Source organism: Halorubrum sp. AD140 (assembly GCF_034497445.1).
GTDB lineage: Archaea > Halobacteriota > Halobacteria > Halobacteriales > Haloferacaceae > Halorubrum.
This window is the reverse complement of sequence record NZ_JAXRUU010000100.1, coordinates 1-6,414: the sequence shown is the minus strand read 5'-3', so window position 1 is coordinate 6,414 and position 6,414 is coordinate 1. Positions and strand designations below refer to the sequence as shown.

Here is a 6,414-nt window from a genome sequence, read left to right as displayed (position 1 = left end):
GTGTTGACGCCGGCGGCGAGCGTCGGCGTCGCGGAGATGCACTTGATCAGGCGGTCGCGGAACGCGTCCTCGACGAGCGACCGGTGCTCGCTCGCGAGCCCGGCGTGGTGGAACGCGGAGCCCCGCTCGACCGCGTCGGCGAGGTCCGCGGCGGTGTCGGTGTCGGAGACGCCGCGGATCTCCTCGGCGAGCTCGCGGAGGCGGTCGCGCTCGTCGTCGGTGAGCCGCGGACCGGTGACGTCGGTCAGCTTCCGCGCCGACGACTCGGCGTTGCGCCGGGAGTTGACGAAGACGAGCGAGGAACCGCCCCGCCCGTCCTCCTCGGTGTCGAGCGCGTCGGCGACGAGCCGGGCGGTCTGGTCCTCGCCGCGCTCGACGGGCACCTCCCGCTTGCTCCCGTCGGCGAAGTCGATCGCGTTGCCGAAGTGGACGCCCATGCGGAGGTCGATCGGTCGCCAGTCTGACTCGACGAGTTCGGCGTCGAGCCAGTCGGCGATGACGTCGGCGTTGCCGACGGTCGCCGAGAGCGCCACCGTCTGGAGCCCGGGGTTCACCTTTCGGAGCTTCGCGAGGGTCACTTCAAGGGTGGGGCCGCGGTTCGGGTCGTCGACGAGGTGGACCTCGTCGCTCACGACGCAGGTGAGGTCGTCGATCCACGGCGCGCCGTTGCGGATCAGCGAGTCGACCTTCTCCGAGGTGGCGACGATGATATCTCGGGTCGCCAGCCACTCGCCGTCGGACTCGTAGTTGCCGGTGGAGACGCCCACCGTGACGCCGAACTCCTCCCAGCGCTCGAACTCCGCCTTCTTCTCGCTGGCGAGCGCGCGCAGCGGGACGATGTAGAGGGCCTTCCCGCCGCGCTCGACCGACGAGAGCATGGCGAGCTCGGCGATCAGCGTCTTCCCGGAGGCCGTCGGCACCGCGGCGACGAGGCTCTCGCCGTCGACGACGCCGGCCTCGACGGCGGCCTCCTGGGGCGGGTACAGCTCGGCGACGCCCTCCGCTTCGAGCGCCTCGCCGACGCCCGCGGGGAGCCCGGAGAGCGAACTCGGTTGCATTGGTGGAGAGTGGGTCCCGACCCGATTTAAACCGTCGGAACGGGGCGGTGGCGGGGGCCGCGCCCCCTCTCCCGCTCCCCGCTTACAGTTCGCCCTTCGTGCTCGGCGTGTCGCTGCGGCGCTCGTCGAGCCGCGTCGCGTCGTCGAGCGCCCGCGCGAGCGCCTTGAACAGCGCCTCGACCTCGTGGTGGGCGTTGTCGCCCGTCTCGACCGCGGCGTGGAGCGTCAGGCCGGCGTTGTGCGCGAGCGACAGCGCGAAGTGGTCCGCCATGACGCTGGTGAACTCGCCCACGGACTCCTGGGAGAAGCCCCCGGAGAACTCGTAGTACGGCCGGCCCGCGACGTCGACGACGACGCTCGCGACCGCCTCGTCGAGCGGGACCCGCCGGTCGGCGTACCGCCGGATGCCGCGCTTGTCACCGAGCGCCTCGTCGAACGCCTCGCCCAGGCAGATCGCCACGTCCTCGACCGTGTGGTGGTCGTCGATCTCGGTGTCGCCGTCACACCTGACGGTCAGGTCGAAGAGCCCGTGTTTGGCGAACGACGCCAGCATGTGGTCGTAAAAGCCGATCCCGGTGTCGACCTCGCTGTCGCCGTCGCCGTCGATCGCGAGGGTGAGCTCGATCGTCGTCTCCGCGGTCTCGCGGGAGACCGCGGCGGTCCGCTCGTGGTCGCTCATACCGGACCGTCACGGCCGATTCTTAAGGCGATTGCGGGTGGCCGATCTGTCGATCCCCGCCCCCACCGGCGGTGACGACCGCGATCGGCGGTGGATATTTGTCTCCCCACTGAGATGTCTTCGCACGGCATGGACGACTCCGAGCCACCCGACCCGTCCGGTCCGCCGCCCGGTCCGGAGACAGACGTCGGCCCGCAGTCGGTCGGTATCACGGACGCCGACGCCGTCGCCGCCGCCGTCGACGCCGACACCGGCGAGGGGGAGCTCGAACGGACCATCGGCCTCGTGGGCGGGCTCGCGATCGGCGTGGGAACTATGATCGGCGCAGGGATCTTCGTCTTCCCGGGGCTGGCGGCGGAGAACGCCGGTCCGGCGGCGTCTCTCTCGTTCGCGATCGGAGCGGTCATCGCGCTCCTCGTCGCGTTGCCGGCCTCGGAGCTCGCCACCGCGATGCCGCGCAGCGGGGGCGGCTACTTCTTCATTTCGCGCGGGCTGGGGACCACCGCCGGCGCGATCGTCGGGCTCGGGCTCTGGCTCGGCCTCGTGTTCGCCTCCGCGTTCTACCTCGTCGGGCTCGGTAGCTACGCCGGACAGGTGTTCCTCGAAGCGGGGATCGCGCTCCCGGTCGACCCCGCGGTCCCCCTCGGTGTCGCGTTCGGCGTCGGACTCACCGTCCTCAGCCTCTTCGGGACCGAGAACACCGCGGCGCTCCAGAACGGGATCGTGATCCTCCTCCTGGCCATCCTCACGCTCTTTCTGACCTACGGCTCCCTCGACGCGCTCGGCGTGTTCGGCGCCGAGCGCACGCCGGAGCGGTTCTTCCCGCCCGGCGGGGCGCTCCCGGTGTTACAGACCGCCGCGCTCGTGTTCACCTCCTACCTCGGCTTCGCGCAGGTCGCGACCGTCGCGGGCGACATCACAGAGCCGTCCCGGAACCTGCCGCTGGCGATGGTCGGCTCCGTGCTCCTCGTCGGCGTCTTCTACGTCGTCACGATCTTCGTCGCGACGAGCGCGTTCGGCAGCGTCCGACTCGGCGAGTTCGGGGAGACCGCGATGGTCGAGGTCGCTCGGTCCTTCGTCGGGCTGCCGGGCGCGCTGGCGATCGTGGTCGCGGGGCTGCTGGCGACGTTCTCCAGCGCGAACGCCTCGATCCTCAGCGCCTCCCGCGCGGTGTACGCGGTCAGCCGCGACGGGATCATCCCCGAGACCGCGAGCCGGCTCAACCTCGCGCACGGCACCCCGCACGTCGCCCTCGGGCTCGCCGGCGGTCCGATCGTCGTCCTGACCGCGACGGGGCAGGTGGCGCTGCTCGCGGAGGTCGCCTCGTTCCTCCACCTCGTGATGTACGGGCTGATCTGCGTCGCGCTGATCCAGCTCCGGCGGGAGCGGCCGCCGTGGTACGACCCGGCGTTCCGCTGTCCGGCCGGGTTCGCGGTCGCCGGCGTCGGCGGGCTCGCGAGCTTCGCGCTCATCGCGTTCATGCAGCCGGCGTCGATCGGCGTCGGCGTCGCGATCATGCTCGCGGCGTACGGCTGGTACCGGTACTACGCGACCGACGTCGACCTCAAAGGTGACTTCTGAGATGACCGACACACCCACTGAAACCGGCGGAGAACCGACCGACTCCGACGCGCCGACCGAGACCGGAGAGCCTCCGGAGGCCGGCGTTCCCTCGGAGACCGGAGAGCCTCCGGAGGCCGGCGACCCCCCGACACCCGATCGACCGTCCGTGTTGGTCCCGCTGGCGGTGCTGGAGGGCGAATCCCTCCCGAACGGCACGGCGGAGCTGCTCGCGAACGCCCGCGTCGTGCTGCTCGGATATCACGTCATCCCCGAACAGACGGCGGCCCAACAGGCGCGCGAGCAGTTCGGCGAGACGGCGATGTCGAAGCTCGGCGAATTCGCCGACGCGCTCGCCGCGGCGGGGGCCAACGTGGAGACGCGGCTCGTGTTCACCCACGACGAGGAGACCACGCTCGACCGGCAGATCTACGAGCACGACTGCCTCGCGGTGCTGGTCCCGAACAGCACGACGCAGGTGGAGTCGGTGCTCGTCGCGCTCCGCGGCACGGTCGGAATCGGGCGGGTCACGCGGCTCGTCGCGGGGCTGTTCGCCGACACGGGCGTCGCAGTGACGCTGTACCACGTCCTCGACGAGGGCGAGTCACCGGAAGACGGGGAGTCGTTCCTGAACGGCGTGGCGACCACGCTGGTCGACCGGGGGATGGGTCCCGACGGGATCGAGACGGTCGTCGAGGACGCGGACGCCCCGCTCGACGCCATCGCGGGCCGAGCCGAGTCGCACGACGCGGTCGTGATGGGCGAGACGGACCCGTCGGTCACGACGTTCGTCTTCGGGATGCCGTCGGAACAGCTCGCCGAGCGCTTCCTCGGCCCGGTGTTGGTCGTCCAGCGCGCCCGCGCCGAGGAGTAGCCGGCCCCGGAACCGCGTGAGGAGTCACGTGGCCCCCACTTCAGACGTCGTCCGCGGCCGTCTGCGCCTCTTGCAGCGTGAACGCGCCCTCGTACAGCGCGGTCCCCACGACGACCGCGGCCGCGCCCGCCTCCTTCAGCGCGACCACGTCCTCGACCGCCGCCACGCCGCCGGAGGCGATCACGGGGATCTCGACCGCGTCGACGACGCTCTCGACCGCCTCGCGGTCGATCCCCGCAAGCTGTCCCTCGACGTCGACGTTCGTGAAGAGGATCGCGCCCGCGCCCAGCTCCTCGTAGCGGACCGCCGCCTCGGCGGGGTCGAGGCCGGTCCCCTCCGTCCACCCGCTCACGACGACCTCGCCGCCCTTCGCGTCGAGGCTGACGACGACGCTTCCGGGGTGCGTCTCGTCGATCTCGGCGACGATCTCGGGCGTCTCGACCGCCGCGGTTCCCAATATCACGCGATCGAGGCCCAGATCGAGGAGCTCGCGCGCGCCCTCTGCGGTCCGGATGCCGCCGCCGAGCTGGAGGCCGACCTCCTCGGGGACGCTCCGGACCACCGCCTCGATCGCGTCGGCGTTGACGCGCTCGCCCTCGAACGCGCCGTCGAGGTCGACGAGGTGGAGCGTCCGCGCGCCCGCCTCGACCCAGCGCTCGGCGGCCTCGACGGGGTCGCCGTAGCGCTTGCCGGTGCCGCGCTCGCCGCCGACCAGCTGGACGACCTCGCCGTCCTGTACGTCGACCGCCGGGATCACCTCGAACTCGGAGAAGCCGCTCATACCCGTCGGGAGTCGCGGCCGCGGATTAAACGGGTCGGTTCGCGGGAACGCTACTCCACCGAGACCATCAGCGCGGAGAGCTCCTCGTCGAAGTCGGCCGGATCGGTCGCGAGCGTCTCGGCCGTCTCGGCGTCCGCGATCGACTCCAGCAGCTCGTCGGCGTCGATGGAGCTGGGGAGGGCGTCGTCGAGGACCGCCGTGATCGACTCCGAGGGGAACGCCCCGCCGGACACGAGCACGTCGGTGCCGTCGTGCCAGACGGCGAGCCGGCCCGTGACGTCCACCGCCTCGGAGACGTCCGTCGTCGACCCGTCCGGGAGCGGGAGCTCGCCGTCGAACGCGAACTCGCCCTCGAACCGCCACGACGTCGCCGTGTGGCCGCCGGTCACCGTCGTGGTCCCCTCGTCGACCTCCTCGAGGTCCTCGATCCCGGCGTTCCGGAGCTGCGCGCGGTACGCCTCGACCGCGGCCGTCTCCACCTCCGCCATCAGCCGGTCGCGCCCGACGCCGCCGGGGAGCCCGTCGAGGGCGGGTCGGAGGTCGATCCGCGTGGCGAAGAAGACGACGGGCGACCCGCTCGCGTCGAACGTCTCCGCGAGCGCCTCGGCGACGGAGACGTACTCGTAGATCAGCGTGTGTTCGAGCGCGCGCACTGTCACCGGCCCGTACGCCTGCTCGAACACCGTGCTCTCCGACTCGTCGAGGAGCCGCCACCCGTCGTCGATCCGGTCGCTCGTCACCGTCGGCGCCGGCACCGGGCCGTCCCGGGTGCCCAGACAGCCCGAGAGCCCGACGGCGGCGGCGCTCGCGCTCGCGGCGAGCAGCCGACGGCGCGTGAGTCCGGTCGCGTTCCCTGTCGACGGTTCGTGCATGGGGCCACGGTGCGCACCCTGGTATAAATCGGTGTCGACGTGGCTATCGCTCTCGATTCCGTCGGAGCCCGCATCACGGCCGCGCCTACGGACTCCTCGTCGACACGAATCCCTTATGTAACTACCTGGTGTAACAACTCGGTAATGACAGACGACGAGGCGGCTGACGACCAGGCGGCTGACGACGCGGGATCGACCGATGCTCGGGACTCGACCGGCGCCCGGATTTCGGCCGCCGGCCGAAGCGAGGGGCACCGACTGGCACGCGGTCGGTCGACACGCGATCGGTCCGCACGCGATCGGTCCGCGCGGGTTCGTGGGGCCACCAGACGCCGGTTCCTGACGCTCGGTGGCGCGGCCGGTGTCGTCGCGCTCGCGGGCTGCAGCGCGGAGCAAACCGACGGGGACGACGGAGACGGCGACGACGGGAACGGCGACGACGACGGAAACGGCTCGGACGACGGAAACGGTTCGGACGACGGCGACGACGGGGACGACGAGGAGACGCCGACGCTGACGGTCGCCACGTACTCCAGCTTCATCGACGCGCCCTCCGTGAGCCCGGGCGAGTGGCTCAAAGAGGAGTTCGA

6 protein-coding genes and 1 pseudogene are annotated in these 6,414 nt (G+C 71.5%); 3 read left to right on the top strand and 4 right to left on the bottom strand.

The genetic code is table 11. The features are described 5' to 3' along the window. On the bottom strand, positions 1-1,058 hold a 1,058-nt coding region (locus tag U4E84_RS15930; RefSeq protein ID WP_322533101.1), incomplete at its 3' end, for a DEAD/DEAH box helicase. An 82-nt stretch (positions 1,059-1,140) separates the two neighbouring features. Further along, complete coding sequence (hisB, locus tag U4E84_RS15925; protein WP_322533100.1) at positions 1,141-1,737, bottom strand: imidazoleglycerol-phosphate dehydratase HisB; 597 nt, start codon at positions 1,735-1,737, stop codon at positions 1,141-1,143. Between the two features lie 129 nt (positions 1,738-1,866). On the opposite strand from hisB, the gene U4E84_RS15920 reads away from it, so the two are divergent. Next, positions 1,867-3,318: an amino acid permease gene (locus U4E84_RS15920; RefSeq protein ID WP_322533099.1), complete on the top strand. Its 1,452-nt coding sequence runs from the start codon at positions 1,867-1,869 to the stop codon at positions 3,316-3,318. A 1-nt stretch (position 3,319) separates the two neighbouring features. Further along, the gene (locus tag U4E84_RS15915; RefSeq protein ID WP_322533098.1) at positions 3,320-4,171 is read left to right on the top strand and encodes a universal stress protein; all 852 of its coding nucleotides are present in this window, start codon (positions 3,320-3,322) and stop codon (positions 4,169-4,171) included. Positions 4,172-4,211: 40 nt separating this feature from the next. On the opposite strand, the gene hisA is transcribed toward U4E84_RS15915, so the two are convergent. Then, positions 4,212-4,952, bottom strand: a complete 741-nt coding sequence (gene hisA, locus U4E84_RS15910) for a 1-(5-phosphoribosyl)-5-[(5-phosphoribosylamino)methylideneamino]imidazole-4-carboxamide isomerase (protein WP_322533097.1) — start codon at positions 4,950-4,952, stop codon at positions 4,212-4,214. Positions 4,953-5,002: 50 nt separating this feature from the next. Further along, positions 5,003-5,824: a hypothetical protein gene (locus U4E84_RS15905; RefSeq protein WP_322533096.1), complete on the bottom strand. Its 822-nt coding sequence runs from the start codon at positions 5,822-5,824 to the stop codon at positions 5,003-5,005. 144 nt (positions 5,825-5,968) lie between these two features. Between U4E84_RS15905 and U4E84_RS15900 the strand changes: the two are divergent. Then, positions 5,969-6,414, top strand: a pseudogene (locus U4E84_RS15900) (hypothetical protein); the annotation flags it as partial.

Excerpts from the sequence above, each read along its gene's own strand:
- hisB (WP_322533100.1), bottom strand. The coding sequence starts at position 1,737 with ATGAGCGACCACGAGCGGACCGCCGCGGTCTCCCGCGAGACCGCGGAG.
- U4E84_RS15920 (WP_322533099.1), top strand. The coding sequence starts at position 1,867 with ATGGACGACTCCGAGCCACCCGACCCGTCCGGTCCGCCGCCCGGTCCG.
- U4E84_RS15915 (WP_322533098.1), top strand. The coding sequence starts at position 3,320 with ATGACCGACACACCCACTGAAACCGGCGGAGAACCGACCGACTCCGAC.
- hisA (WP_322533097.1), bottom strand. The coding sequence starts at position 4,952 with ATGAGCGGCTTCTCCGAGTTCGAGGTGATCCCGGCGGTCGACGTACAG.
- U4E84_RS15905 (WP_322533096.1), bottom strand. The coding sequence starts at position 5,824 with ATGCACGAACCGTCGACAGGGAACGCGACCGGACTCACGCGCCGTCGG.